28 protein-coding genes are annotated in these 24443 nt (G+C 72.2%); 12 read left to right on the top strand and 16 right to left on the bottom strand.

All coding sequences use genetic code 11. The features are described 5' to 3' along the window. Positions 1 to 93: 93 nt before the first annotated feature. From H7A73_RS02365 to H7A73_RS02340, 6 genes are all read left to right on the top strand, one after another. Entirely contained in the window at positions 94 to 816 is a 723-nt protein-coding gene (locus H7A73_RS02365) for an SDR family NAD(P)-dependent oxidoreductase (protein ID WP_182064489.1), read from the top strand. A 96-nt stretch (positions 817 to 912) separates the two neighbouring features. Then, the gene (locus H7A73_RS02360) at positions 913 to 1605 is read left to right on the top strand and encodes a DUF6766 family protein (protein ID WP_259362658.1); all 693 of its coding nucleotides are present in this window, start codon (positions 913 to 915) and stop codon (positions 1603 to 1605) included. A gap of 129 nt (positions 1606 to 1734) precedes the next feature. Continuing rightward, positions 1735 to 3078: a sensor histidine kinase gene (locus H7A73_RS02355; RefSeq protein WP_071248575.1), complete on the top strand. Its 1344-nt coding sequence runs from the start codon at positions 1735 to 1737 to the stop codon at positions 3076 to 3078. Next, positions 3075 to 3719 (top strand): response regulator transcription factor, encoded by a 645-nt coding sequence (locus tag H7A73_RS02350; RefSeq protein WP_182064488.1) that lies wholly within the window; start codon positions 3075 to 3077, stop codon positions 3717 to 3719. The genes H7A73_RS02355 and H7A73_RS02350 overlap by 4 nt, the downstream gene beginning before the upstream one ends. 164 nt (positions 3720 to 3883) lie before the next feature. Beyond that, complete coding sequence (locus tag H7A73_RS02345; protein ID WP_182064487.1) at positions 3884 to 4894, top strand: LacI family DNA-binding transcriptional regulator; 1011 nt, start codon at positions 3884 to 3886, stop codon at positions 4892 to 4894. A gap of 178 nt (positions 4895 to 5072) precedes the next feature. After that, complete coding sequence (locus H7A73_RS02340; protein ID WP_182064486.1) at positions 5073 to 6059, top strand: matrixin family metalloprotease; 987 nt, start codon at positions 5073 to 5075, stop codon at positions 6057 to 6059. 75 nt (positions 6060 to 6134) lie between these two features. Here the strand turns inward: H7A73_RS02340 and H7A73_RS02335 are convergent, their stop codons facing one another. After that, entirely contained in the window at positions 6135 to 6785 is a 651-nt protein-coding gene (locus H7A73_RS02335; protein WP_182064485.1) for an SDR family oxidoreductase, read from the bottom strand. Positions 6786 to 6910: 125 nt separating this feature from the next. On the opposite strand from H7A73_RS02335, the gene H7A73_RS02330 reads away from it, so the two are divergent. After that, the gene (locus H7A73_RS02330) at positions 6911 to 7396 is read left to right on the top strand and encodes a DUF4126 family protein (RefSeq protein ID WP_182064484.1); all 486 of its coding nucleotides are present in this window, start codon (positions 6911 to 6913) and stop codon (positions 7394 to 7396) included. A gap of 394 nt (positions 7397 to 7790) precedes the next feature. Then, positions 7791 to 8462, top strand: coding sequence for an NAD(P)-dependent oxidoreductase (locus tag H7A73_RS02325; protein WP_310648848.1), 672 nt, complete (start codon positions 7791 to 7793; stop codon positions 8460 to 8462). Positions 8463 to 8471: 9 nt separating this feature from the next. On the opposite strand, the gene H7A73_RS02320 is transcribed toward H7A73_RS02325, so the two are convergent. From H7A73_RS02320 to H7A73_RS02305, 4 genes are all read right to left on the bottom strand, one after another. Then, positions 8472 to 9665: an MFS transporter gene (locus H7A73_RS02320; RefSeq protein WP_182064483.1), complete on the bottom strand. Its 1194-nt coding sequence runs from the start codon at positions 9663 to 9665 to the stop codon at positions 8472 to 8474. 152 nt (positions 9666 to 9817) lie between these two features. Further along, complete coding sequence (locus tag H7A73_RS02315; RefSeq protein WP_182064482.1) at positions 9818 to 10021, bottom strand: hypothetical protein; 204 nt, start codon at positions 10019 to 10021, stop codon at positions 9818 to 9820. 67 nt (positions 10022 to 10088) lie between these two features. Further along, entirely contained in the window at positions 10089 to 10967 is an 879-nt protein-coding gene (locus H7A73_RS02310; RefSeq protein WP_111028872.1) for a helix-turn-helix transcriptional regulator, read from the bottom strand. 55 nt (positions 10968 to 11022) lie between these two features. Then, complete coding sequence (locus tag H7A73_RS02305; RefSeq protein WP_182064481.1) at positions 11023 to 12183, bottom strand: PQQ-dependent sugar dehydrogenase; 1161 nt, start codon at positions 12181 to 12183, stop codon at positions 11023 to 11025. A 110-nt stretch (positions 12184 to 12293) separates the two neighbouring features. On the opposite strand from H7A73_RS02305, the gene H7A73_RS02300 reads away from it, so the two are divergent. Together H7A73_RS02300 and H7A73_RS02295 are read left to right on the top strand one after the other, a co-directional pair. Continuing rightward, the gene (locus tag H7A73_RS02300; protein ID WP_182064480.1) at positions 12294 to 12692 is read left to right on the top strand and encodes a cupin domain-containing protein; all 399 of its coding nucleotides are present in this window, start codon (positions 12294 to 12296) and stop codon (positions 12690 to 12692) included. Continuing rightward, complete coding sequence (locus H7A73_RS02295) at positions 12689 to 13360, top strand: SDR family NAD(P)-dependent oxidoreductase (RefSeq protein ID WP_027466861.1); 672 nt, start codon at positions 12689 to 12691, stop codon at positions 13358 to 13360. Before H7A73_RS02300 ends, H7A73_RS02295 begins: the two co-directional genes overlap by 4 nt. Positions 13361 to 13480: 120 nt before the next feature. Here the strand turns inward: H7A73_RS02295 and H7A73_RS02290 are convergent, their stop codons facing one another. The 8 genes from H7A73_RS02290 to H7A73_RS02255 all read right to left on the bottom strand — a co-directional run bounded on the left by H7A73_RS02290 (position 13481) and on the right by H7A73_RS02255 (position 20634). Further along, complete coding sequence (locus H7A73_RS02290) at positions 13481 to 13708, bottom strand: hypothetical protein (protein ID WP_182064479.1); 228 nt, start codon at positions 13706 to 13708, stop codon at positions 13481 to 13483. Positions 13709 to 13805: 97 nt separating this feature from the next. Beyond that, the gene (locus tag H7A73_RS02285) at positions 13806 to 16628 is read right to left on the bottom strand and encodes an ABC transporter permease (protein ID WP_182064478.1); all 2823 of its coding nucleotides are present in this window, start codon (positions 16626 to 16628) and stop codon (positions 13806 to 13808) included. Then, positions 16625 to 17353, bottom strand: coding sequence for an ABC transporter ATP-binding protein (locus tag H7A73_RS02280; protein WP_027466859.1), 729 nt, complete (start codon positions 17351 to 17353; stop codon positions 16625 to 16627). The genes H7A73_RS02285 and H7A73_RS02280 overlap by 4 nt, the downstream gene beginning before the upstream one ends. Beyond that, a complete protein-coding gene (locus tag H7A73_RS02275; protein ID WP_182064477.1) occupies positions 17350 to 17937 on the bottom strand; it encodes a PadR family transcriptional regulator in 588 nt (195 codons plus the stop codon). Before H7A73_RS02275 ends, H7A73_RS02280 begins: the two co-directional genes overlap by 4 nt. Before the next feature lie 178 nt (positions 17938 to 18115). Then, on the bottom strand, positions 18116 to 18997 hold the full coding sequence (locus H7A73_RS02270) for an aldo/keto reductase (RefSeq protein WP_182064476.1): 882 nt from the start codon (positions 18995 to 18997) through the stop codon (positions 18116 to 18118). Positions 18998 to 19006: 9 nt separating this feature from the next. Further along, the gene (locus H7A73_RS02265) at positions 19007 to 19660 is read right to left on the bottom strand and encodes a YdeI/OmpD-associated family protein (protein ID WP_182064475.1); all 654 of its coding nucleotides are present in this window, start codon (positions 19658 to 19660) and stop codon (positions 19007 to 19009) included. 65 nt (positions 19661 to 19725) lie between these two features. Further along, a complete protein-coding gene (locus H7A73_RS02260; RefSeq protein ID WP_182064474.1) occupies positions 19726 to 20271 on the bottom strand; it encodes an acyl-CoA thioesterase in 546 nt (181 codons plus the stop codon). A gap of 126 nt (positions 20272 to 20397) precedes the next feature. Continuing rightward, entirely contained in the window at positions 20398 to 20634 is a 237-nt protein-coding gene (locus tag H7A73_RS02255) for a hypothetical protein (protein ID WP_182064473.1), read from the bottom strand. A gap of 111 nt (positions 20635 to 20745) precedes the next feature. Between H7A73_RS02255 and H7A73_RS02250 the strand changes: the two genes are divergently transcribed. Continuing rightward, a complete protein-coding gene (locus H7A73_RS02250; RefSeq protein ID WP_182064472.1) occupies positions 20746 to 21732 on the top strand; it encodes an aldo/keto reductase in 987 nt (328 codons plus the stop codon). A gap of 71 nt (positions 21733 to 21803) precedes the next feature. Here H7A73_RS02250 and H7A73_RS02245 read toward each other — a convergent pair whose 3' ends face one another. Together H7A73_RS02245 and H7A73_RS02240 are read right to left on the bottom strand one after the other, a co-directional pair. Further along, a complete protein-coding gene (locus H7A73_RS02245; protein WP_182064471.1) occupies positions 21804 to 22286 on the bottom strand; it encodes an FBP domain-containing protein in 483 nt (160 codons plus the stop codon). 168 nt (positions 22287 to 22454) lie between these two features. Further along, positions 22455 to 23213 (bottom strand): class I SAM-dependent methyltransferase, encoded by a 759-nt coding sequence (locus H7A73_RS02240; RefSeq protein WP_182064470.1) that lies wholly within the window; start codon positions 23211 to 23213, stop codon positions 22455 to 22457. A 38-nt stretch (positions 23214 to 23251) separates the two neighbouring features. On the opposite strand from H7A73_RS02240, the gene H7A73_RS02235 reads away from it, so the two are divergent. Beyond that, positions 23252 to 23455, top strand: a complete 204-nt coding sequence (locus tag H7A73_RS02235; protein WP_182064469.1) for a hypothetical protein — start codon at positions 23252 to 23254, stop codon at positions 23453 to 23455. Positions 23456 to 23500: 45 nt separating this feature from the next. Here the strand turns inward: H7A73_RS02235 and H7A73_RS02230 are convergent, their stop codons facing one another. After that, positions 23501 to 24412 carry a helix-turn-helix transcriptional regulator gene (locus H7A73_RS02230; RefSeq protein WP_182064468.1) on the bottom strand — a complete coding sequence of 304 codons (912 nt, stop codon included), beginning with the start codon at positions 24410 to 24412 and terminating at the stop codon, positions 23501 to 23503. Positions 24413 to 24443: the final 31 nt, after the last annotated feature.

Below are 24443 nucleotides of genomic sequence, written 5' to 3'. Positions count from 1 at the left end.
GAGCCCCGTGGCGGGCCCGCACCGCGCCTCCCGTCCGCTCGTTCCCGGTCCACCTGCCGGACCCGCCGCAGCCGCCGGGCGCATGATGGGCGGATGGCACGCATCCTCGTCACCGGATCCACCGACGGCCTCGGGCGGGGAACCGCCGACTCGCTGCTCCGCAGCGGGCACGACGTCGTCGTCCACGCGCGCAACCGGGCCCGCGCCGAGGCGGTCGCCGACCTGGTGGAGCGCGGCGCCGAACTCGTCGTCGCCGACCTGGCGGACCGCGACGCCGTGATCGCCACCGCCCGGGAACTCGACGCCGGCACCCCGCTCGACGCCGTCGTGCACAACGCCGGCGTGATCTCGGGCCGTTCCCTGGTGCCCGTCAACGTCGTGGCGCCCTACCTGTTCACCGCGTTGCTGCGCTCGCCGGGGCGGCACGTGTACCTGAGCAGCGGGATGCACCGGGGCGGCCGTCCGCGCCTGGACACCGTCGACTGGACCGGCGCTTCCGAGACGAACTCGTACTCCGACACGAAGCTGTTCGTGACGGCGCTCGCCGCCGAGGTGCCGCTCCGACGCCCGGGCGTGCTGAGCAACGCCGTCGACCCGGGCTGGGTGGCGACCAAGATGGGTGGGGCCGGCGCTCCGGACGACTTCGAGCTCGGATACCGCACGCAGGAGACGCTCGCGACCGACCCGGACCAAACCGCGACGGGTGGTTACTGGTTCCACGGGGAGCGGCAGGAGCCGCACCCGGCGGTCGCCGACCAGCGGTTCCGCACCGAACTGCTCGACGCGCTCGCGACGGCCACCGGCGTCACGCTCTGAGTCGCTGACGGACCGGCGCGACCGGTCGGGTGCTCCTGCGAAGGCGTTCGTGGCGTCCGGACCAGGATGGGCTCGACACGACGAACGGAGGACCCGGTGACCCTCGGCCTGCACAACGGATCGAGTGGGTGGCAGCGTGTGCGACGGCACGGCCTGCTCCTCGCGAACGTCGCCGTCTTCGTCGTGTGCTTCGTCGGCATGGTGTTCGCCGGGTGGCGGGTGTCCACGGCGGACGCACTCCAGCACGGCGAGGCGGCCGTGTCGCTCTGGGGCTTCCTGACGAGCGGCGACTTCGCCGAGGCCACCTTCGAGAACTGGGAGAGCGAGTTCCTGCAGATGGGCGCGTACATCGTGTTCACGGTGTTCCTGTTCCAGAAGGGGTCGAGCGAGTCCGAGCCCCTGGACGAACAGAGCCCGCAGGACGAGGACCCCCGGGAGCACGCCGACGACCCGAAGGCCCCGTGGCCGGTGCGCCGGGGCGGGATCGTGCTCGTGCTGTACGAGAACTCCCTGCTGATCCTGTTCGCGGTGCTGTTCCTCGGCAGTGTCGTGGGGCACCTGATCGGTGGTGCTGCGGCCTACAACGAGGAGCGGCTCGAACACGGCGGCGATGTCGTCACGGCGTGGGGCTACCTGGGCACGAGCCAGTTCTGGTTCGAGTCGATGCAGAACTGGCAGTCGGAGTTCCTGGTCATCTCGGTGATGGTGATCGCCACCGTGTCCCTGCGGCAACGAGGGTCGAGCCAGTCGAAGCCCGTGGCCGCACCGACCGAGCAGACCGGGCCCTGACCGGAGCCTGCTGACGATGATCGCGGGGTTTCCCCACCGACGACGGGGGGCAGCACCGGTGTGCGGGCGGACCCCCGCGGCGAGGCTGGTGTCGGGCAATAAGCTCGTCACCGACACGAAGAGGTCCGCATGTACACCGCCGTCGCCACCCCGGGCGCACCCACCACCGTCCCCCGGTTCCGACCGTTCCGCGCCGTCGCCGACGGCAGCACCTGGCGGGCCTTCGCGTTCCACGCCGCGCACCTGCCGATCGCGATCGCCGCGCTGGCCTGGTTCGTCGTGGTGCTGGCCGTCGGCATCCCGGTGTCGCTGACCTGGGTCGGCCTGGTCGTCGCCGCGTTCCTGCTCGGTGGGTCGCACTGGTTCGCCGCGGTCACCCGCCGGATGTCCGCCGCGCTGCTCGGGCAGGTCGTCGTCGCCCCGGCACCGCCCCGTGCAGGTTCGACGCCGCTCGGCACCGCGTTCGCCCGGCTGTCGGACGGCCCCACCTGGCGGGCGTTCGCGTACCTGCTCGCGGGGTTCGTGCTGACCACCACCACGTTCGCCGTCTCGACCGCTGTGCTCGTGAGCGGTCTGGGCGCGATGACCCACGCGGCGTGGGGGCACTTCCTGCCGGCGCAGCGGGGCGCGGACGGCGAGCTCCACAGCGGTGCGCAGTTCCTCGGCGTGTACGTCGACACCCCGCCGCTGCAGGTCGCGTTCGCGGTGCTCGGCCTGCTCATCGTGCTGTTCCTCTGGCCCGCGGTGAACCACGGGCTCGCGGCACTGCAGCGTGTGGTCATCCGCGCCCTGCTCGGTGCCACCGCCCGCGACCTGCGGCTCCGCCAGGTCACGGCCTCGCGCGACGCCGCCGTGCTCGACGCCGACACCACCCTGCGCCGCATCGAGCGGGAGCTGCACGACGGCACCCAGGCCCGGCTCGTCGGCCTGGCGATGACCCTCGGCGACGCCCGCGACCGCCTGCAGACCGGCGCCGACCCGGATGCGGTCACCGCGCTGGTCGACCGGGCACACGCGTCGACGAAAGAAGCGCTGGTCGAGCTCCGCGCCCTGGCCCGCGGCATCCACCCGCCCGTCCTCGACGAGGGGCTCGAGGCCGCGCTGACCTCGGCGTGCTCCCGGACCCCGTTCCCCGTCGCGCTGTCGGTGGACCTGCCCGTCCGGCCGTCCCGCGTTGTCGAGGGGATCGCGTACTTCGGGGTGCTCGAGCTGCTGACGAACGTGTCGAAGCACGCCGGAGCCTCGGCCACCGCCGTCCGGGTCGGCATGCTCGGCACCGACCTGCTCGTCGAGGTCGAGGACGACGGCCACGGCGGGGCACACGTCGCGCTCGGCACCCCCGACGGTCACGGCACCGGCCTGGCCGGGGTGCTCGAACGGCTGCGCGCCGTGGACGGGGACCTGCAGGTGGACAGCCCCGCCGGCGGCCCGACCCGCATCCGGATGCGCATGCCGAGCGGAGCCGAACGGTGAGGATCGTCGTCGCCGACGACAACACGATCGTGCGCGAGGGGCTGACGTCCCTGCTGCGCGGTCGCGGGCACGAGGTCGTGCCGGTGTCGGACGGCGACGCCGCGGTGGCCGCCGTCGCGCACGGTGCGGTCGACGTCGTGGTGATGGACATCCGGATGCCGCCGACCCACACCGACGAGGGCGTCCGCGCGGCCGTGCGGGTGAAGGACGTGCAGCCCGACGTCGGGGTGCTCCTGTTCTCGCAGTACGCCGAGGCGCAGTGGGCGCGGGCGCTGCTCGACGTCGCCACCGTCGGTGTCGGGTACCTGCTCAAGGACCAGGTCGCCGAGGTCGGCACCTTCATCGACTCGCTGCACCAGGTCGCCGCGGGCAACGTCGTGCTCGACCCCGAGGTGGCGGCTGCACTGGTCCAGGCGCCGCGTGCCACGAGCGGTCCGCTCGACTCGCTCACCGCCCGCGAGACCGACGTGCTGCGCCTGATGGCCGAGGGCCGTTCGAACGCCGCGATCGCGGACACGCTTTTCCTGTCCGGCGGGACCGTCGAGAAGCACGTCACCGCGGTCTTCACCAAGCTCGGGCTCGAGGCGACGCCGAACGAGAACCGGCGGGTGCTCGCGGTCCTGCGGTTCCTGGCGGACTGAGCGGGGCCCTGGACGGGCGACCGACCGGACGGGAGGCCCGTGGCGGGCCCGCCACGGGCCTCCCGTCCGGTCCGGACCACGCGGGTGCGGTAGGTTCCTGCCGAACGCAGTCCGCAGGTGAGAGGGGGCGCCCGATGGCGCAGGGGCACCGCTCTCCGCCCACGATGAGCGACGTCGCCGCCGTGGCGGGTGTCTCGAAGAAGACCGTCTCGAACGTGCTGTCCGGCTACGAACACGTCTCCGTCCGCACCCGCGACCGTGTGATGGCTGCCGTCGACGAGCTCGACTACGAGCTCAACGTCTCGGCCCGGAACTTCCGCGCCGGACGCTCCAAGGTGCTCGGGCTCGCGGTGCCGGAACTGCGGCAGGCGTACTTCGCCGAACTCGCCGACGCCGTCATCCGCGCTGCCGGAGCCGTGGGCTACACGGTGCTCATCGAGCAGACCGCGAGCGGCGTGCGCGAGGCGGACGCGATCACCCGGATGCGCGAGCACTCCATCGACGGCATCATCTACAGCCCGCTGACCGTCCGGCCGAGCGACGCCGCCGCGCTCGAGGTGAAGTTCCCCCTGGTCGTGCTCGGTGAGCCGATCCCGGACGCCCCCGTGCCGTTCATCGCCATGTCGAACGCGGACGCGCTGCGGGACGCGACCGCCCACCTGCTCGACGCCGGCCGCCGGTCGATCGCGTTCATCGGCTCCGACCCGTCCGGCCCCGTGCGTACGGCGCAGGAGCGACTGCGGGGCTACCGCGAGGCGCTCGACGACCACGGCATGCCGTTCGCACCCGAGCGGGTGGTGCCGACCGCGCTGTGGCACCGGGCCGAGGGGGCGGCGGCTGCACGGCAGCTCCTCGACGCCGGGGTGCCGGTCGACGGGATCGTCTGCTGCAACGACGCGCTGGCGCTCGGGGCGATGAGTGCCCTGCAGCTCGCGGGCCGGACCGTGCCGGACGACGTCGCGGTCGTCGGGTTCGACGACATCGAGGAGTCGGCGTACTCGACCCCGGCGCTGACCACCGTGTCGGCCGACCTGGACCGCGTCGCGGCGACGGCGGTCGGGGTGCTCGTCGCCCAGCTCGAGGAGGGCGCCCCGGCGACACCGGGGGTGCTGCGCTCGCCGCACGCACTCGTCGTCCGGGCGTCGTCCGGACCGTTGCGTTCGGTCTCTGCCTGACCCGATGACCACGGGTGCTCCCCGACACCGGAGCGCCTTGACGCAAAGTTCGCCTGAGCGCCGCCCCTGACTGGGGGCGTGTCCCCGCAGCGCAGTCCTGGACCCGGTGCGGGGTCATCGGCGAGCATGGACCCCGATCAGGAGCGGGGGGCACGTGGCCTGCCGCTGGAAGGGAACCATGCGTCCTGTCAGGAACGCGCTGAGCACCGGGGCGATCGTCGCGATCCTCGCCGGTCTCACCATCACCGCAGCACCCGCCCAGGCGGCGACCCCCGGGGCCGGCACGAGCTGCGCCCCCGGGACCCTGTCGGTGCAGACGCTCGAGAGCGGCTGCACGGCGACCTCCGGCACGGTCGTGACGCCCGACGGCCGCACCTTCGCGCTCCCCGCGCCGGGTGAGAGCGTCATGGCGAGCAGCTCGGCCGCCCCCGGGGCGCCCGAGCTCGCCGACGTCCTCATCGCGAACAACGGCTCCGCCGGTGTCGCCGTCCGCGTCGACGAGGCCTGGACCGGTTCGGCCCCCGCCGTGCAGCAGGAACGTGCGCAGAGCCAGGCCGCGACGGCACAGGCAGCCCCCGCCGCGACGACCGCTGCGACCACGAAGTGCACGAGCACGGCGTACGAGGCGTCCGGCTACACCTGGCCGAGCACGGTCAAGTGGTACTACAACCAGACCGACCAGAAGTCCTCGTACGCCAAGGACGCCCTGCGCAAGGCGGCGAACACCTGGAACGGCACGATCTCGGCGTGTGACCGCACCGTCACGTCGACGGCGAAGAACGACTACCTGCGTCTCGCGACCCAGAAGCCCAACCTCACCGACCAGGGCGGCTGCTCGCGGAACAACGGCTACAACGTGATGGGCTGGGGCAAGCTCCCGACCGGAACCCTCGGCGTGACGTGCGTCTGGTTCGACGGCAACGGCAACGCTCGTGAGGCCGACCAGCGCTACGCCACCGGCTTCAAGTGGAGTTCGACGGCCACCTGCTCGGGCGCGCGCTTCGACACCCAGGTCGTCGCCACGCACGAGTGGGGCCACCTGTACGGCCTCGACCACGTCGCCACCGGCACTGGCCAGGTCATGGAGCCGTCCGGTGGCTACTGCGAGCTCGAGGGCCGCACGCTCGGCCGTGGGGACATGACCGGCATCTCGACGCTCTACTGACGCAGCGACGGGGTCGCAGCGGGAGGACCGCTGCGACCCCGTTCGTCTGTGGGGCTGCGGGTCTGTCGGCCCAGGTCAGACGGCGTCGGCGCGCAGGAACTCCGCCACCGGGGTCGACCCCGTGTTGAACCGGAAGGTGTTGCCGGCCGTGCTGGGGTTCTCGACCGCGTCGGCGACCACGTGCGCCACGTCACCACGCGGCACCTGCGTCGACGAGCCGTCCCAGTCGACGGAGCCGGTCGGCTCGTCGTCCGTCAGGGTGCTCGGGGCGACGATCGTCCACTGCAGCCCCGAGTCGCGGAGCACGGCGTCGGCGATCATCTTCGACTGCGCGTACGCGAAGAAGTCCTGGTCCTGCGGGATCCCGTGGTCGAGCTGCGAGCCGGACCACGACACCATCACGTACCGGTCGACGCCGGCCTGCTTCGCCCCCTGGATCGACAGCACCGCGGCGTCACGGTCGATGGCCCAGGTCCGGTCGACGGACCCGCCACCGGCACCGGCCGACCACACCACGGCGTCGTGCCCGCGGACGAGTTCGGCGAAGTCGTTCAGGGACTGCTGCTGGATGTCCGCGACCTGCGGTTCGCCGCCGTGCGCCCGGATCTCGTCGGACTGGTCGGCGTTCCGGATGACGGACGTGACCGTGTGTCCGCGCTCGGACAGGATGCGGGTGGCGAGGAGTGCGACCTTGCCGTGGCCGCCGAGGACGATGACGTTGCTCATGCGCCGGACGCTACTCGGGTCGGCTCCGTGCCCGGGGAACGTCGGACGTCGGATCGTCGCCCGCGATGCTCGGAACACCCGAGGTCACCGTGCGTACCGTCAGGGGCAACACGACAGGAGTCACGATGAGCAAGCAGCACGAGCAGCACACCCTGGTCCGCACCCTGGTCCTCGGCATCATGAGCGGTGGCCGGAGCGCCACCCCGCTCGCCGTCCTCGCACTGAACCACGACCGGTCCTCGCTGAAGGGTTCGTGGCAGCAGTGGAAGGTCTTCAGCACCCCGGTCGGGCGCGGGCTGCTCGTGGCGTCCGCCGTTGGTGAGCTCATCGGCGACAAGCTCCCGAAGACCCCGAACCGCATCGCCCCCTCCGCGCTGCTCGGACGTGTCGCGTCCGGTGCCCTCGCCGGTGCCGCCCTCGGCACCACCGGCAAGCGCGACCTGCGCATCGAGGGAGCGATCCTCGGTGGCGTCGGTGCCCTCGTCGGCAGCTTCGTCGGCTGGGCTGCGCGCAAGGCCCTCGGGGGCGCGGGCCTGCCCGACCCGGTCGTCGCGCTCGCCGAGGACGCCGCGACCATCGCCGGCTCCGTGCAGGTCATCACCGCCGACTGAGCGTGCCGCGGGCTCGCTTCGTGAGCAGGAACGGTCGGGTCGCACCGCCGCACTCGACCATTCCTGCTCACGATCTGCACGCCTCGGCCTACGGTGGCCCCCATGCACATCGTCGTCATCGGAGCCACCGGCCACATCGGCTCGTTCCTCGTCCCCCGTCTCGTCCGCTCGGGTCGTCGCGGTCACGCGCGGCACGAGTAGCCCGTACGCCGACGCCCCGGAGTGGCAGCAGGTCGAGCGGATCACCGCCGACCGTGAGCAGGAGGACCGCGACGGCACCTTCGGCAGCCGCATCGCCGCGCTCGGTGCCGACGCCGTCGTCGACCTGGTCTGCTTCACCGAGTCCTCCGCCGCGGCGCTGGTCGACGCGCTCCGCGGCACCGGCACGCACCTGGTGCACTGCGGCTCGATCTGGCGGGCCGGCGTCTCGCACGTGCTGCCGATCACCGAGCAGAACGCGACCGCGCCGTTCGGTGACTACGGCGTCCAGAAGGACGCCATCGCCCGGATGCTCAAGGAAGAAACCGCGTCAGGAGGTTTGGTCACGACGTCGCTGCACCCCGGTCACATCAGCGGTCCGGGCTGGACGCCGATCGGTCCGCTCGGCAACCTCGACACCTCGGTGCTGACGAAGCTGTCCGCCGGCGAACCGCTCGAGGTCCCCGGTCTCGGCGCCGAGACGATGGCCCACGTGCACGCCGACGACGTCGCGCAGGCGTTCCAGCTCGCGGTCGAGCACCGCGAAGCGGCAGCGGGCGAGGACTTCTTCGTCACGGCTCCGACGGCGCTCACCGCACGCGGGTACGCCCACCTGGCAGCGTCGTGGTTCGGCCAGGAGGCCCGGCTCGACCCCGTCACGTGGGACCGGTTCCGTGAGACCACGGCTCCAGAGCACGCTGACGCCAGCTGGGAGCACCTGTCCCGCAGCCAGGTCTTCAGCACCGAGAAGGCGAGTCGTCTGCTCGGCTACGCACCGGCGTTCACCGCCGAGGAGACCGTGCTGGACGCCGTGCGCTGGCTCGTCGACCACGGTGACCTCGAGGTCGCGAACGCCCTGCTCCGCTGATCCCCGTGGTCAGGCCCGCTCCGGCTCGACCACGAGCCCTCGGTTGCGGTGCACGACCCAGACCGTCGCGGCGAACCCGGCCAGCACCGCGGCGCCGATCGTGACCGCCGTCCAGCCCCCGGCGTTCCACAGGACCGACGCCATCGCGGAGCCGATCGCCCCGCCGATGAAGTTCGAGGTGACGAAGGCGGTGTTGAGCCGGCTGCGCGCGGCAGGGTCGACCGAGAAGAGCCGGGTCTGGTTGAGCACGTTCGCGGCCTGCACGGCGACGTCGAGCAGCAGCACGGCGAGCAGCACCACGACGATCGAGTGCGCACCGATCCCGGCGACGACCAGGGAGACGAGCAGGAGCACGATCGCTCCCCCGGTGACCGGGACCGACAGCCCGCGGTCGTGCAGTCGCCCGACCCGCTGCGCCGCGACCGCGCCCGCGAGCCCCACCAGGCCGACCAGCCCGATGCGGCTGGTGGAGAAGTCGTAGGGGTCGCTGCTCAGCAGAAACGTCAGCGCGGTCCAGAACATCGTGAACACGGCGAACACCGACGCGCTGATCACGAGCGTGACCTGGACGGTCCGGTGCGTCCGGACGGCACGGAACACCGAGCGGATGAGCTGTGGGTACGCCACCTTGCCACGGGCCTCGAGCTCCGGGACGGCCCGCCGCAGCAGCACGGCGAGGACGACCGCGACGACGGCGGCGAGCGCGTAGATCGCGCGCCACCCGAACGCGTCCGCGACCAGACCGCTGATCGTCCGCGACACCAGGATGCCGGTGAGCACCCCGGACGCGATCGTGCCGACCACGCGTCCGCGCTGCGCGGGGTCGGCGAGGTCCCCGGCCAGCGGGATGAGGAGTTGCCCGGCGACCGTGGTGATCCCGACCAGCGCCAGGGCGACCAGCAGCGTCGCGAAGGTCGGTGCGATCGCGGCGAGCAGCAGCGCGACGGCGGAGGCGACGAGCACCCAGGGGATCAGGCGCCGACGGTCGAGGACGTCCCCGAGCGGCACGACGAGCAGGATGCCGACGGCGTAGCCGACCTGGGTCAGGGTGACGAGCAGCCCGGCGAGCGACGCCGAGGTGCCGAGCGACGATGCGATGTCGTCGAGCAGCGGTTGTGACCAGTACAGGTTGCCGACCGCTGCTCCCCCGGCGACGGCGAACAGCAGGGTCCGGCCGGTCGACATCGAGTGGCCCGTGGTCATGCTGCGGGTGCTCCCTCGTCCACGGCGGCCAGGGCGTTCAACGTGCGCGGATAGCCGATGAGCGGGACGAGCACGGTCAGGACGAACGTCATGTCCTCGACGCTAGGGCCGACCGCGGAACCGTGACAGGTGCTGTCCTCACCCCTCAGCCGTCACCGTCGCCGGAACAGCTCCCCGAGGTGCCACGGCCCGGGCGCGAGCCGGACGGCCGCCTCGGCTCGGACCCGGTCCTCGAGTTCGCGGTCACGGGTGAGCTCGTGGATCTCCTGCTCGGCGCGTAGCCGGAACCGCAGGCGCTGCAGGCGACCGGGCGGGCTCGCGGGGGCGGCGGTCCGCAGGGGTTCGATGTCGTTCATGCGCTGATCGCACCCTTCGTTCTGGTGACTGTGGACACCCGGCACGGCGTGCGACACGACCACCGCATCAGGCGAGCTGGCGCGCCCGCTCCGCGATGCCCTCGGTCGCCGCCCACGAGGCCAGCACCCGCAGGGCGTCGGCCGTCGGACTGCCCGGCGTCGCCGGGTAGATGGTGAGGGCGAGCCCCGGGTCCTCGGCGAGTTCGAGCGTCTGGAAGTGCAGTTCGAGCGGCCCCACGACGCTGTGCCGGAACGACTTCACGCCGGCGTAGTGGCGTCGGACGTCGTGCGCTGCCCAGAGCTCGCGGAAGTCGTCGCTCCGCATCGACAGCTCGCCGATCAGCGCGGCGAGGTCCTTGTCGTTCGGCGTCCGGCCCGCTTCGCGGCGCAGGATCGCGACGTTCGTGTGCGCGGCCCGCTGCCAGTCCTGGTAGAAGTTCCGTGCCTGCGGGTCGAGGAAGATGAAGCGCGAGAAGTTCATCGGCCGCGCGGGTGCCGCGACCAGGTCCGAGTGCATCGCGAAGCCGAGCGCGTTCGCGGCGACGATGTCCTGCCGGTTGTTGATGATCATCGCCGGGGCGTCCGTGACGACGTCGAGCAGGTACTGCAGCTCGGGCCGGACGGCAGCGACGGGCACGACACGACCGGCGCGCCGCGGGGTCTCGTTCTGGTGCTGCGACAGGTCGCGCAGGTGCTCCTGCTCGGCGGGGTCGAGCTGCAGGGCCCGGCCGATGGCGTCGAGCACGCTGTCCGACACCCCCTGCAGGTTGCCGCGTTCGAGCCGCGTGTAGTAATCGATGCTGACGCCGGCCAGGCGTGCGACCTCTTCGCGACGCAGCCCGGTGACGCGGCGGCGCGTGCCGAAGGTCTCGACGCCGGCCTGCTCGGGGGTGATGCGTGCGCGACGGCTGGAGAGGAAGTCGCGCGCTTCGTCGCGGTGGTTCATGCCGTCACGGTACTTCGCCCCGTTCGGCACGAGCGAGGGGCTGCGGGAACCCCTCTCACGTGCGCGTGAACGGGACGGAGACGATCCGGTCGTCCCCGCTCGACGGCGTCCCGCGGCCGTCGGTGTTGTTCGTGACGAACCAGAGCGTGTCCGACGGGCCCTCGAGCACCGTGCGGATGCGACCGAAGTCACCGGCGAAGTACTCGGTCGCCGTGCCGGGGTCGTCCGCGGGGACCGCCCGGAGCACCTCGCCCCGCAGGTTCGCGACGAACACCGTGTCGTCGACGACGGCGAGGCCGCTCGGGGACGCCTCGTCGGTGGACCACTGTTGCACCGGGTCGACGAACCCCTGGTCCTCGCCGCCGGTGCCCTCGACCTCGGGCCAGCCGTAGTTCGACCCGGGCTCGATCACGTTGAGCTCGTCGTTCGTGTTCTCGCCGAACTCGGACGCGAACATCGTGCCGTCCGACGACCACCCCATGCCCTGCACGTTGCGGTGCCCGAGGCTCCACACCGGCGAGCCGTCGATCGGGTTGTCGGCGGGGACGTCGCCGTCCGGGGTGAGCCGCAGGATCTTGCCCGCGAGCGAGTCCTCGTCCTGTGCGTCCGTGCTCGCGCCGGCGTCCCCGACGCTCGCGTAGAGCATGTCGTCGGGTCCGAACGCGATCCGGCCGCCGTCGTGGAACGTGTTCTTCGGCAGACCGTCGATGATCGTCGTCGCCTCGCCGAGTCCCCATGATCCGGCGCTCCCCGTCAGCTCGTACCGTTGGATCCGGTTGCCGTCGCCGGCCGTGGAGTAGACGAACAGGTCGTCGTCGTGCAGCGCGAGCCCGAGCAGGCCGCCCTCGCCGCCGTGGCTGACCCCCTCGACGGTGCCGACCCGACGGGTGGTGCCGTCGGACCGCAGCTCGAGCACCCGGGCCGAGTCGCGCTCGCTGACCAGCGCGTCGCCGCCGTCACCCGTCAGGACCACCGACCAGGGGGCCTCCAGGCCGGTGACCACGTCGGTGGTGTCGCCGTCGAGTGCCACCTGACCGGCCGACAGGTCGGCTGGCGCGGTCGCACGCGCGGACGGCGAACCGCCGCCCCGGTCGGATCCGTCCTGCTCGGTTCCGTCACCGCTCGTGCAGGCGGTGAGGGCCAGTGCGGCGACGGCGGCGAGGCCTGCCACCGACCAGAGGCGGCGGCTGCGGGGCGTTCCGACGGGTGTGTCCACGATGATCCTCCCGGGGTCGTGGGTCGATCACACACGCTGCGTTCGGGAAACCCCTGAGGGGGTCTGTCGGCACCTCCCGACGGCGCGCACGGCGGCCTACCGTCGTCGACATGCAGATCGAACCGAAGCAGCCGACCGTCAAGAACCCGCCCGAGCAGTTCACCGGCGACGTGTACCTCGACGCCATCGCCTCGCCGAAGGAGCCCGGTCAGACGATGACCGTCGCCAAGGTCCGGTTCCTGCCCGGCGCCCGCACCGCGTGGCACGCACACGCCAAGGGTCAGACCCTGCACGTCACCGAGGGCGTCGCGCGGATGGGCACCCGGGACGGCCGCGTCATCGAGGTGCAGGCTGGACAGACCGTCTACACGCCGGCCGGTGAGGAACACTGGCACGGCGCGACCCCCACCGACTACATGGAACACCTCGCGATGCTCGAGGCCGCCGACGACCCGGCGACGACCACCACCTGGCTCGAGCACGTGAGCGACGAGGAGTACACCGCATGACCACCATCGCCATCGTCGGGGCCGGCAAGGGCCTCGGCCTCGCCGTCGCCGAGCGCTTCGCCCGTGAGGGCTTCGCCGTCGCCCTGATCTCCCGCAACCAGGACCGCCTGGACGGCCTCGCCGCGGAACTGCGTGAGCGCGGCCACACCGCAGCCGGGTTCGCCGCGAACGTCCGTGACGGGGACTCCCTGCGCACCGCACTCGAGCGCGCCACCGAGCAGCTCGGCCCCATCGAGGTGCTGCAGTACAGCCCGCTCCCCGCCAAGGAGTACATGCGCCCGGTGCTCGAGACGACCGCGGACGACCTGGTCGGCCCGATCGAGTTCTCGGTCTACGGCTCGGTCAACGCCGTCCGCCAGGTGCTGCCCGGCATGCGTGCGATCGGCCACGGCACGATCCTGTTCGTCAACGGCGGCAGCGCGGTCCGACCGGGCGCCCGGGTCACCGGTACGTCGGTCGCCTTCGCGGCCGAGAGCGCCTACGCGCAGCTGCTGCACGACGCCGTCCGCGACGAGGACGTCCACGTCGGCCAGCTCATCATCCCCTTCGGCATCGACGACGGGCAGCCCGAGCACTCCGGGGAGTCCATCGCCGACCGCCTGTGGGCGATCCACACGGAGCGCGGCGACTTCCGCACCTACGCGGAGGCGCTGCCCGAGCTCGCGTGAGCGGCATCGAGTGAGCAGAAGGCGACAGGTCCGGAGACGCGACCCGTCGCCTTCTGCGCACTCCCTGACGGACTGGAGGCCCGTGGCGACGCCGCCACGGGCCTCCAGTCCGTCCCGGGGTCACGGACGGAACAGGGTGACGACGCGCGCCGCGCGCGCTGCCGCCTCGGCACGCGTGGGAGCGACGGCCAGCCCGAGCAGCCGCTGCCGGTGGAGCTCACCGAGCAGCACGGTGAAGAGCTCCGCGGCCGTGTCGGGGTCGGCTCCGGCGCGGACCAGAGCACGCCCGATCCCCATGGACGACGAGGTCGTGCTGGCCGAGGTGCCGATCCCGAAGGCGCCGGTCACTTCGTGAGCAGAAGACGTCGAGTCCGAGCAGCCGACCCGACATCTTCTGCTCACGAAGCGCAGCGCACGGAGCGAGACGCGAAGCGCAGCGGGCGCGTCAGCGTGCCCGTCGCACGGCCGGGCGTCGCCGACCCCGTGACGTCAGCCACGCCCCGGCCGTCACCACGAGGGGCAGGCCGATCGCGAGCAGGGCCAGCACTGGCCAGTCCGGCACGAACGGCATGTGGTTCACCCCGACCGGACTCTCGGTGAACCGCAGGGTCAGGGCGCGGATCGGCAGGAGTCCGAGGAGCGTCCCGATCACCGAGCCGACCGTGGCCAGGATCGCCGCCTGCCAGGTCGACACCCCTCGGCGCAGGCGTGGTGCGGCGCCGACGGCGTCGAGCACCTCGTCGTCCCGCCGGCCGTCGGACCGGGCGAGCCCGATCGCGACCGCCGTCGCACCGATGGTGACGGCGGCCGCCAGTGCGAGCACGATCGCCCGGATGATCGCCCCGTTGTCGACCGGACCGGCTTCGTAGGTGAACGTCGGGCCGCTCCACCGCGCACGGTCGTCCCCACCGAAGCTCTGCCACGCCGAGCTCAGCTCGTCCCACTGGGCCGGCTGGATGTCGTGGGGCAGCGTCGTGACGAGCATGCCGTCGACCACGGGGACGCCGTACCGTTCGGCGGTCGCCTTCGTCATGAAGACGCCGACCTGGATCCGCGGGGTCTGCACGTCGAGCACCGCGGGGATCGAGACACTGGCCGCCGGGCGGCTCCGCTCGGTGATGGGCTCGCTGTCCCACGTCCGGTCGTGGAAGGTGTCGATCCGGACCGCACCGTCGTGGGCGTACTCGGGCCAGAGCGACACCGCCCGACCGTCCTCGAGCGCGCTCCGGACGGCGGCTGACGGGCGGTGTCCGGTGAGCACGGCGTAGTCGTCCTCGGTGCCCGTCCAGATGTGCGGCGTCGATGCGCTCGCGGTGTCCAGGTAGTACGAGCAGCTCGTCGTGTCGTTGGCGGGGCAGTCGTACGCGCTCCAGCGGTGCGGGATCGTGATGGTCGATGGGGTGTCGCCCGGCTGCTCCTGCGCGACACCGAGCACCCGGATGCGGTCCTGGTCGAAGACCCCGGACACCACCTTCGCGGCGTGGGCCGTCAGTTCCGCGTCGTGGCGGCCGGTGCTCCCACCCTCCTTCGTCTCGGTCAGCACCTCGGCGGTCGCCACCCCGACCGCCGTCGTGTACTCGTACCCGCGGACGTACTGGGCGTGGCTCGACGCACTCCACGTGATCACGACCGATGCCACGAACACGACGCTCATCACGCTCGCCAGCACCGGCACCGTGCGGACCGGGTTGCGGCGGGCGTCGCGGGCGGCGAGTCGTGCGGACAGCCCCGCGCGGGCGGTGAGCCGGGTGACCAGGGCGAGCAGCCACGGTGAGCAGACGGCGATGCCGAGCTGCATCAGGCACGGCCCGATCGCGACGCCGGCACCGACGACCCAGGCCCACCGGTCCTGCTGCACCGGGCGGTCGTTGAGCATGAGCACCCCGACGCCGCACGCCAGCGTCATCACGGCGCCGAGGACCACGAGCAGCGGCCCCCAGACACGCCGACGACGGCGGGCCGGCCGGCTGACGGGCACCGGACGGAGCGAGCCCCGGAGCGCCGCAAGCACGTTGATGCGGGTCGCCGACCGTGCGGCGACGAGCGCGGAGACGAGTCCGGCGAGCACCCCGGCGGCCGCGATGGACAGCAGCAGGAGCGGCGGCACGTGCAACCCGGGGAACGACGCCACGTTGCCGTTGTCGATCAGCCGGAACGCGAGCACGCCGATCCCGGTGCCGGCCGCTACCCCGAGGACCGCGCCGACGAGCCCGAGCACCAGGCCCGACCCGGCGACGATCGTGCGGACGAACCGCTTGTCGCCACCGACGCTCGTGACGATGGCGTACGAGCGGGTGTCCGCCCGGGTGCCGACCAGGAACGCGGCCCCGGCGAGCAGGGCGACCTCGAACATCGCGAAGACACCGAGCAGTGCCATCGCGCCGAGGTACCAGCCGAGCGTCGAACTCGCGGTGCCACCGGGGAGCCGCGCGTCCGGCGGGTCGAGCACGACCGGACGCGACTGCACGACGATGCCGTGCGCGTTGAGCTGCCGGATCTCCGACCACGTCGGGGCGTCCGACGGCAGGTACACGGTGACGTCGGTGAGCCCGACGTCGTCGGTGGTGTCGGTCGTCGCGAGCGTCGTGCCCCACGGCAGGAACACCCCCTGCGACCCCGGGTCCGTCCCCAGGTCCGTCATCGTGCCGGTGATCGTGAAGCGCTTGGTGACCGGGTCGGTCAGGTCCACCGTGTCGCCGATCCGCGCCCCCAGGCGTGCGAGCGTGGCCGGCGTGACCATGAGCCCACTGCGCGTGGTCGGCGCGGAACCGTCGAGCACGTGCCAGTGGCCCTCGAGCGACGGGTCCCAGACGCTGCCCTCCACAGCGGTCAGTCCGACCGGGCCGTTCTCCCCCTGGAGCACGACGGGCGTGCTCCCGACCGGGATCGAGAGTGCGCCGTCGGGTACGTGGGCCAGGATGTTCGTGAACGGCGAGTCCTCGTCCGACTCCGTGACGGGGCTGTTCCGCTCCGAGTCCGTGAACTCCCACTGCACCGGGTCCTGCACCATGCCGGGCAGGTCCGGGCCGGACACGCGCATCTGCGCCGATGCCTGGCCGAGGTCGTAGTCCAGCCGCTCGGTCACCGTGGCCTGCGTCGACTGCACCACGACGGCGACGGCGGCGAACCCGGCGGTCGGGATCCCGATGAGCGCGATGATCAGGGCCGCGCGGCCCGCCTTGGCGAACGCCAGTCGACGCCCCAGACGGAGCGCCGGTCTCAGGGCGAACGGCGTCCGGTCGGTCCCGGCACGCCGACCCCGGCTCACGAGGCGGTCCGGTCCGTCAGCGCCGCCTCGACGCCCGAGTACACGGTCTCGTCGACCACCCGACCGTCGCGCAGGAACACGATCCGGTCCGCCCAGGCCGCGTGCCGGGCGTCGTGGGTCACCAGGAGCGCACCGGCCCCGGCGTCGACGTGCCGACGGAGCATGCGGAGCACGACCTCGCCGGTCTGCGAGTCGAGGGCACCGGTCGGTTCGTCAGCGAGCACGAGCCGGCGCTCGCCGACCACCCCACGGGCGATCGCGACGCGCTGCTGCTGCCCGCCCGACAGGTCGTCGGGGTAGGCGTCGGCGCGGTGCGACAGTTCGACGTTGTCGAGCGCGAGCTCCGCGGCACGGCGGGCTTGCGAGGCCTTCCACCCGTCGAGCTCGAGTGGCAGTGCCACGTTCTCGACCGCGGTCAGCGAGGGGATCAGGTTGAAGTCCTGGAACACGAACCCGATGAGTCGGCGGCGCAGCGCTGCGAGCTCCTTGGCGGGACGGTCGGACACGAAGGCGCCGTCGATCAGCACCTCACCGCTCGTCGGCGGCAGCAGGGTGCCGGCGCAGGCGAGCAGTGTCGACTTGCCCGAGCCGGAGGTGCCCATCACGGCCACCATCTCGCCACGCTCGACCCGCAGGTCGATGCCGGCCAGGGCCGTGACGGCCTTCGCACCGGAGCCGTAGTGCACGCTCACGGCGTCGAGCTGCAGGAGCGGTGCGGCGGTCACCGTGCGCTCCGGGCAGCGGCGTCAGCGTCAGCAGCACGGTCGGCACCGGCAGGCGCCGCAGGGTGCTCGTCCGGCCGGTACCGCGCGACACTCGACTCCACGTGGTCGAGCCAGCGCACCTCGGCCTCGGCCTGGAACACCATCGACTCGAGCACGAGCGACCACGCCAGGTCCGTCGACGGGTCGGTCGTGCGCTTCAGTCGTGTCAGGTCCTGCAGGTTCCGGATCGCGGCACCACGCTGCACCTGCACCAGCCGGGCGACGTCGACCCCGGGCACGGTCACGGCCAGGGCGAACTTGATCGCCAGCTCGTCGCGGCCGCGCTTGGCCGGCACGGGTTCGCTGAACCAGCGCGCCACCTCCGCGCGACCCGCGTCGGTCGCCGTGTAGACGACGTGTCCGTCGTCGTCGGCGTCGCCGCGGGCCACGAGGCCGTCGCGTTCCAGGCGGTCCAGGGTCGTGTAGACCTGGCCGATGTTCAGCGGCCAGCTCCCGCCCGTGCGGTGCTCGAACTCCCCCCGGAGCTGGTACCCGTAGCCGGGTCCCCCCACCAGCAGCGCGAGTACGCCCATCCGAACGCTCATGACACTTCCCCTGTCTCCGGGCCACCGTGGCCATACTGAGTATGCACATACCTGGTATGCCTCCGCAAGCGCGGATCTGGACAGGGCTGGGAACAGACGGGAGGCGCGGTGCCAGCTGGCACCGCGCCTCCCGTCCGACCGGTCGTCGCGTTCGCGACCCGCGGTCGCGTCCTGAGGGTCAGTGCCCCAGCTTCGCCAGCTCCTCGAACTCGTCGTCGGTCAGCTCGACGGTGGCACCCGCGAGGTTGTCCTCCAGGTGCGCGACGCTCGACGTGCCGGGGATCGGCAGCATCACCGGAGAGCGCTTGAGCAGCCAGGCGAGCGCGAGCTGCGCCGGGGTGGCACCCTTGCGCTCGGCGATCTCGGTGAGCGGCGAGTCGTCGCCGGTCAACCCGCCGGTGGCCAGGGGGAACCACGGGATGAAGCCGATGCCCTGCTCCTCGGACCAGTCGAGCAGTTCCTCGGCGTCACGCTTCTGCAGGTTGTAGAGGTTCTGCACGGAGACGATCGTGGCGATCTCCTGCGCGGCCTTGACCTCGTCGACGGAGACCTCGGACAGGCCGATGTGGCGGATCTTGCCCTCGTCCTGCAGCTTCTTCAGCTCGCCGACCTGGTCCTCGAGCGGGACCTTCGGGTCGATGCGGTGCAGCTGGAACAGGTCGATGCGCTCGAGGCCCAGGCGGCGCAGGCTCATCTCGGCCTCTTGCCGGAGGTACTCCGGGCGGCCGACGGGCGGCCAGACGTTCGGGCCGGTGCGGGTCAGGCCGGCCTTCGTGGCGATGACGACGTCGTCGCCGTACGGGTGCAGGGCCTCCTTGAGGAGTTCCTCGGCGACGTAGGGGCCGTACGAGTCGGCGGTGTCGAAGAAGTTCACGCCGAGCTCGACCGCGCGCTTGAGGACGCGGATCGCCTCGTCGTGGTCCTTCGGCGGTCCCCAGACGCCGGGGCCGGTGAGCTGCATGGTGCCGTAGCCGAGCCGGTTGACCTCGAGGTCGCCGCCGATGCGGAAGGTGCCGGAGGACGCGGCCGGACGGTTCGTGGTGTCAGTGCCTGTGGTCATGACCCCGGTCTACGCCCGGTGCGTTGCCGGTCGCTGAGTCGGTGTCCCCCGACCGCTGCCCGGATTCGCAGGGGTCTCCGGACGGGTGGGCCGCGGGTACGGGGTCTCGCCGCGTTCGAGTCCGCCGACGAGCTTGGTGAGCCGGTTCGTCCGCACCGTGGCGTTCGGGGCGGTGGTGATGCGGTGCAGCACGGCGTACCGGTTCGTGGCGTCGAGCTCGGCGAACAGCGCGGCGGCAGCGGGCGCGGCGTCGAGCGCGGTCTGCAGGTCCTCCGGCACCGTGGCGGTGGCCGACCCGGCGTAGGCGCGGTCCCACCGGCCGTCGGCCTTGGCGCGCTCGATCTCGGCGTGCCCGCGCTCCCGCATCCGCCCCTCGGCGACGAGTGCGGCGACCAGGCCGAGGTTCCGCTGCGACCACAGCGAAGCCTTCCGGCGCGGGGTGAACCGCTGGCGGTAGGTGGTGTCGTCGCGTCCGCGCCGCTGCCCGTCGATCCAGCCGGAGCACAGGGCTTCGTCGAGGGCCGTGTCGTACGTCAGGGTCGTCGGCTCCGTGACGCCCTTCTTCGCCAGGACGAGCCACACCCCGTCGGGTTCGTGCTCGTGGTCGTCGAGCCAGGCACGCCACGCGGCGGTGTCCGGCAGCACCAGGTCGACGATGTCCATGCGGTCATCGTAGGACCGGCCGGCGACGTCGGTCCGGACCGGCCGACCTCGCCGATCAGCACCGTTCAGGCCGCGCTGCTGCTGATCCGGGTCGCGCTCGCCCAGTCGTGCACCCAGTCGGGCACGGTCAGGTCGCGGTCGGCCCCACCCGCCGCCTCGAGCAGGTCCGCGGTCGGGACCGTCCCGCCGGAACGCCGCAGGAACCGGGCCTGCACCACGGCGCGGGCCATCACGGCACCCTGTCGCACGAACGTCTGCTCCAGGTACACGGCACGGTCGTCGACCCCGAGCACGTGGGTCCGGAGCTCGAACCGCTGCCCGAGCGTCAGCGACCGCTTGTACGTGATCGTCTGCGCCGACACGACGGGGTACCAGCCGTGCTCGGACAGCGCGGCCCAGTAGCCGGAGCGGAGCATCAGGTCGAGCCGACCGAGGTCGAGCATCGACAGGTACTTGCCGTTGTTGACGTGCCGCAGCGGGTCGAGGTCGGTCGGGACCACGCGGAACGGCGTCCGCGCCTCGTCCCAGAGCGACGCCCGGCGCCGTCCGCCGACCCGAGCGCGCAGACGGGTGCGCAGCTGCAGCAGGAGCAGTCGGAAGTACAGGTTCACGGGTCGATCACACCAGTGCGCGGAGGACTCGTGCGAGCACCTTGGAGGAACCTCACGAAGCCGGCGGGCGACGTCGACGCACGATCAGCCGCTCTCGACAACAGCGGTGCGGTGGGCGGGGTCGCTTCAGCCGGGGAGGCCGCCGCCGGCACCCGTGATGCCGGGGTGTGCGGACTTGGCGAGCCCCTCGGTCACGGAGTGCGCGGCTTCGGCGTCGGTGGTGGCACGTGCGCCGTCCCACGGGCCCGACAGGTCGTCGAGCTCCTCGAGCGCCCGCCGCCGACGGCGGTTCTGCACCTCGAGCACGACGAGCAGGACGCCGATGACGACGACCACGGCGATGACGATCCAGATGACGACCACGACACTCCCCCGAGCCCGGGGCACCTGCCCCGTCCCCCGCAGCGTAGTGGTGCGGAGGCGGGTACAGCCAGTGCCTCCCGCAGCCAGGGGGACCGGGAGTAGACCTGCAGCATGCAGACACGCAAGCTCGCAGACCTCGAGGTCGGCCCGATCGGCCTCGGAACCATGGGCATGAGCGCCTTCTACACGGGCGCCGGCACCGACGACGACGAGTCGATCCGCACCATCCACCGCGCGATCGACCTCGGCGTCACCCTGTTCGACACCGCCGAGGCGTACGGCCCCTACACGAACGAGGAACTCTTGCGCCGTGCGCTCGAGGGCCGTCGCGACGACGTCGTCATCGCGACCAAGTTCGGCCTGTACCACCACGAGGCCGGTGAGGAGACGCCGACGCAGCAGCGCGGGATCTCCAGCAAGCCCGAGTCCGTGCGCGAGGCCCTCGAAGGATCCCTCCGCCGCCTCGGTACGGACCACATCGACCTCTACTACCAGCACCGCGTCGACCCGGCCCTCCCGATCGAGGACGTCATCGGCCAGCTGGCCGGCTTCGTGCAGGAGGGCAAGATCCGGCACATCGGACTGTCCGAGGCCGGTGCCGAGACCATCCGCAAGGCGCACGCCGTCCACCCGATCACCGCGCTGCAGAGCGAGTACTCCCTGTGGACGCGCGACCCCGAGGGCGACGTGCTCGACACCCTGCGCGAGCTCGGCATCGGCCTGGTCCCCTACTCGCCGCTCGGCCGCGGCTTCCTGACGGGTGCCATCACGAAGCCGTCCGACCTGGACTCCGACGACTTCCGCCTGGCGAACCCGCGCTTCCAGCAGGAGGCGTTCGAGCAGAACATGCGCATCGTCGACGCGGTCAAGGAGATCGCGACCGAGGCCGGGGCCACCCCGGCACAGGTGTCGCTCGCCTGGCTGCTGGCCCAGGGCGACGACATCGTCCCGATCCCCGGCACGAAGCGGGTCTCCCGCCTCGAGGAGAACGTCGGCGCAGCCGACCTGACCCTCACGGCGGACCAGCTGTCGCGCCTGTCGGCGCTGCCGGTCCCGACCGGTGACCGCTACCCCGACATGTCGACCATCGGTCGGTAGACGCACCACCTGACGGACGGGAGGCCCGTGACGGATCCGTCACGGGCCTCCCGTCCGTCGTCGGTCGCGTCTCAGACCTCGGCGGCGAAGGACGCGGCGCGGAGCTGCAGGTCCTCGATGCGCTGCAGGCGCGCGGCCTCGACGTCGTAGCCCTCGTAGGCCGGCGGCGGCAGCTTCCGGACGTTCCGCGAGCACTGGAAGTCCTGGCAGACCAGGGTGCCGACCGTGTTGCCGTTCCGGCCGGCCGGGCCCGACCGCTTCGCGCTGTAGAAGGCGACGTCGTTCGGCAGCTTGACGTCCTGGCACCACGAGCACTGGGCACGGGAGCGGGGCGAGGCCTCGGCCTGCCGGAACAGGATGCCGATCAGGTCGCCGTCCAGGGTCGGCACGACGGCGTACGCACGCCGCCCGATCTTCGGGTCGCGCCAGCCGAGGTAGTCGAGCGCGTCCCAGTCGAGTGTCTCGAAGCCGGCGGGCAGCGTGAGGTCTGACACCTCCTTGCGCGAGGCGTTGACGAAGGACGTGCGGAGGGTCTTCTCCACGATGGGGAGCATGGGTGATCGCTTTCGTACGGCCCCGGGGCGTGCGGACGCACACCGCACCGGGCGGAGGAGGTCAGGGTTCGACGAGGGCGGCCGCACCCGAGGGCGCGACCGGGGGCCTCACGCCCTGATGCCGGCGATACGGGCGCCGACCACCTCCTGGAAGCTCACCCGACCAGCCTACGACCGGGTGTCAAGCCCGCGCCGGTCAGTGCAGCCGTGATCGGCCGGGCGAGGTCGGTTCGGCGTCGCCGTGACCAGGACGACCGAGCCCTCGTACGTCGGGCGGATCCGGAGCGACCCGTGCCGCCGGTCCCACTCCCCCGACTCCAGCGCGGTCCGGAGCGCGGCCACCGACCGCCGCACGGTGAACTCGTCGACCAGGCCCCACGCCGGGTCCGCCTGGCGCACGCCGGGGTCGAGCAGTCGCTCGGGGCGGGCGTAGTACGCCTCGGCGAACCCGTCGACGCACGTGAACGGGATCGGCAACGGGGTGCTGGTGACGGTGTCGCCGACCAGCGCGTCGGCGATCCGCGGCAGCGCCGGGTGGCGACGGGCATCGGCCGCCAGCACCTCGGGGGCGTACTCGGCGAGCCAGGAGCGCTCGATGCGGTCGGGGTCGAACGTCAGGACCACGATCGGGCCCCGGGTCACTCGACGCACCTCGGCGAGCCCGCGCTCGAGGTGGTCCCACTCGTGCAGCGAGAAGGTCGTCATCGCGGCGTCGAAGGTGTCGTCGGCGAAGGGCAGGTCCGCGCCGGGCTCCACGGTCCGCACGTCACGGTCGGTCGGCGTGTACGGAACGGTACCGGCACCGATGTCCAGCACCGTCCGGGCGTCACCGAGCGCCTTCGCGACCGCACGGGCGAACGCCGGTTCGGGCCGACGGTGCTGCCGGTGGTCCGCATCCCCCGCTGAGCCGTCCGTCGTCCTCGTCACGTCCCCACCCTACGAACCCGCGCTGCTATGTTCGACGGATGCTCGCAGACAGTGGTCTCGGATTCGTCGTCGTCCTCTACGCCCTGTTCGTGCTGGCGCTCGCCGTGCTGGCCGTCGCCCTCATCGTGCTCGTGTTCGCCGCGATCCGCGTGCTGCGCTTGTCGGCGACGGAGCGTCAGCTGCGCATCGAACGGATGCGCTCGCCGGAGCGGTTCGACGACGACGTCCCACCTCAGGCCTGACGGTCCGACCGCGGCGCTGGCGCTCGCGCCCGTCCGCCGGCCGGGTCAGTCGACCGACTCGGACTCGGACGCCGACTCGCGCAGGGCCGCGTACTGCTCGGCGCGCTCCGTCGCGGCCCAGCTGCCGAGCAGCGCGAGCGATCGCTCGGACTCGCTGCCCGGTTCGGCCGAGTACGAGAACAGCGTCAGGCCGGGGTCGGCGACCAGGTCGAGCGCCTCGTAGGACAGCCGCAGCTCCCCCACGATCGGGTGGTCGATGCGCTTCTTGCCGGTGCGCTGCATCCGGACGTCGTGGGCGGCCCACCAGCCGCGGAACTCCTCGCTCCGGGTGGAGAGCTCGCCGACGAGCGTGATGAGCCCCGGCTCGCAGGGGTTCGACACCGCGGCGGTCCGGAGCACGGCCACGGCGTCCTTCGCGGTCTGCGCCCAGTCCGGGAAGAAGTCGCGGGCGGCCGGGTCGAGGAACGTGAAGCGTGCGGTGTTCACCGGGCGTCCGGGGCCGGCGAACATCGGTGCGTAGAGCGCACGGCCGAGCTCGTTCGTCGCGACGACGTCCCCGCGCTCGTTCCGCACCCAGGCCGGCGCACCGGTGATCGCGTCGAGCAGTCGCTGCACTCCCGGGCGCACGCGGGTCGGCACATTCCGGTGCATGACCTTCGCGCCGGAGTTCGCCAGGCGCGTGAGGTCCCACAGGTGCGCACGCTCGTCCTCGTCGAGCTGCAGGGCGCTCGCCAGGCCCTCGAGGACGCTGTCCGAGACGCCCTTGAGCGAGCCGCGTTCGAGCCGCGTGTAGTAGTCGACGCTGACGCCGGCGAGCATGGCGACCTCGTGCCGACGCAGCCCGGGCACGCGTCGGACCCCGCCGCCGAACGACGGCATGCCGACCTGCTCGGGGGTGAGCCGCGCCCGCCTGGAGGACAGGAAGTCGCGGATCTCGTTGCGCACGTCGATACCCATGCGACGAGCGTACGTGCCCGTGCCGTGCATC

Origin of the sequence: Curtobacterium sp. ME12 (genome assembly GCF_903970855.1) — a bacterium.
Classification (GTDB): Bacteria; Actinomycetota; Actinomycetes; order Actinomycetales; family Microbacteriaceae; genus Curtobacterium; species Curtobacterium poinsettiae_A.
The sequence above is the reverse complement of the archived record's forward strand: the minus strand, read 5'-3'. Positions and strand labels throughout refer to the sequence as shown.

Bases quoted from the DNA above. Each gene is read 5' to 3' on its own strand.
- H7A73_RS02365 (WP_182064489.1), top strand. From the start codon at position 94: ATGGCACGCATCCTCGTCACCGGATCCACCGACGGCCTCGGGCGGGGA.
- H7A73_RS02355 (WP_071248575.1), top strand. From the start codon at position 1,735: ATGTACACCGCCGTCGCCACCCCGGGCGCACCCACCACCGTCCCCCGG.
- H7A73_RS02345 (WP_182064487.1), top strand. From the start codon at position 3,884: ATGAGCGACGTCGCCGCCGTGGCGGGTGTCTCGAAGAAGACCGTCTCG.
- H7A73_RS02340 (WP_182064486.1), top strand. From the start codon at position 5,073: ATGCGTCCTGTCAGGAACGCGCTGAGCACCGGGGCGATCGTCGCGATC.
- H7A73_RS02335 (WP_182064485.1), bottom strand. From the start codon at position 6,785: ATGAGCAACGTCATCGTCCTCGGCGGCCACGGCAAGGTCGCACTCCTC.
- H7A73_RS02330 (WP_182064484.1), top strand. From the start codon at position 6,911: ATGAGCAAGCAGCACGAGCAGCACACCCTGGTCCGCACCCTGGTCCTC.
- H7A73_RS02320 (WP_182064483.1), bottom strand. From the start codon at position 9,665: ATGACCACGGGCCACTCGATGTCGACCGGCCGGACCCTGCTGTTCGCC.
- H7A73_RS02315 (WP_182064482.1), bottom strand. From the start codon at position 10,021: ATGAACGACATCGAACCCCTGCGGACCGCCGCCCCCGCGAGCCCGCCC.
- H7A73_RS02310 (WP_111028872.1), bottom strand. From the start codon at position 10,967: ATGAACCACCGCGACGAAGCGCGCGACTTCCTCTCCAGCCGTCGCGCA.
- H7A73_RS02300 (WP_182064480.1), top strand. From the start codon at position 12,294: ATGCAGATCGAACCGAAGCAGCCGACCGTCAAGAACCCGCCCGAGCAG.
- H7A73_RS02295 (WP_027466861.1), top strand. From the start codon at position 12,689: ATGACCACCATCGCCATCGTCGGGGCCGGCAAGGGCCTCGGCCTCGCC.
- H7A73_RS02275 (WP_182064477.1), bottom strand. From the start codon at position 17,937: ATGAGCGTTCGGATGGGCGTACTCGCGCTGCTGGTGGGGGGACCCGGC.
- H7A73_RS02270 (WP_182064476.1), bottom strand. From the start codon at position 18,997: ATGACCACAGGCACTGACACCACGAACCGTCCGGCCGCGTCCTCCGGC.
- H7A73_RS02265 (WP_182064475.1), bottom strand. From the start codon at position 19,660: ATGGACATCGTCGACCTGGTGCTGCCGGACACCGCCGCGTGGCGTGCC.
- H7A73_RS02250 (WP_182064472.1), top strand. From the start codon at position 20,746: ATGCAGACACGCAAGCTCGCAGACCTCGAGGTCGGCCCGATCGGCCTC.
- H7A73_RS02245 (WP_182064471.1), bottom strand. From the start codon at position 22,286: ATGCTCCCCATCGTGGAGAAGACCCTCCGCACGTCCTTCGTCAACGCC.
- H7A73_RS02235 (WP_182064469.1), top strand. From the start codon at position 23,252: ATGCTCGCAGACAGTGGTCTCGGATTCGTCGTCGTCCTCTACGCCCTG.
- H7A73_RS02230 (WP_182064468.1), bottom strand. From the start codon at position 24,412: ATGGGTATCGACGTGCGCAACGAGATCCGCGACTTCCTGTCCTCCAGG.